Source organism: Zestomonas carbonaria (assembly GCF_904061905.1).
In the GTDB taxonomy this organism is placed as follows: Bacteria; Pseudomonadota; Gammaproteobacteria; order Pseudomonadales; family Pseudomonadaceae; genus Aquipseudomonas; species Aquipseudomonas carbonaria.
This window is the reverse complement of sequence record NZ_CAJFCI010000113.1, coordinates 1-361: the sequence shown is the minus strand read 5'-3', so window position 1 is coordinate 361 and position 361 is coordinate 1. Positions and strand designations below refer to the sequence as shown.

At 51.8% G+C, this 361-nt stretch carries 1 pseudogene; it reads left to right on the top strand.

The annotated features are described in order from the left end of the window. Positions 1-274 (top strand): annotated as a pseudogene (locus tag PSEWESI4_RS24910) (hypothetical protein); the annotation flags it as partial. Positions 275-361: the final 87 nt, after the last annotated feature.

Genomic DNA, 361 nt, shown 5'->3' with positions numbered 1-361 from the left:
CCTGGGCTCGGCCAATATCAACGTGCGCAGCATGGAAACCGACAGCGAACTGAATATCGCCTGCCCTTCGCCGTCGCTGACCCGGCAGTGGCGTGAGCACTTATGGCGGATTCATACGGGAGGGGAAAGTTTGGAGGACATGGCAAGGGAGTTTAAACGCTGGGGAGAGATCATTAAGAACAACGCCGAGCATATGAACGAAGGTAAGCCTTTGGTTGCCCCTCTCGTTGATTTCCATGACCCAGGAGAGAAGGCATGGTCAGCTATGGACTGAGTTTCAAGATTACCCGTTGGGTACTGATTATCCTGCTTGCAACATTAAGCGCCTGTGTCCAAGAGAAAGGAGAAAAAGACATGGATA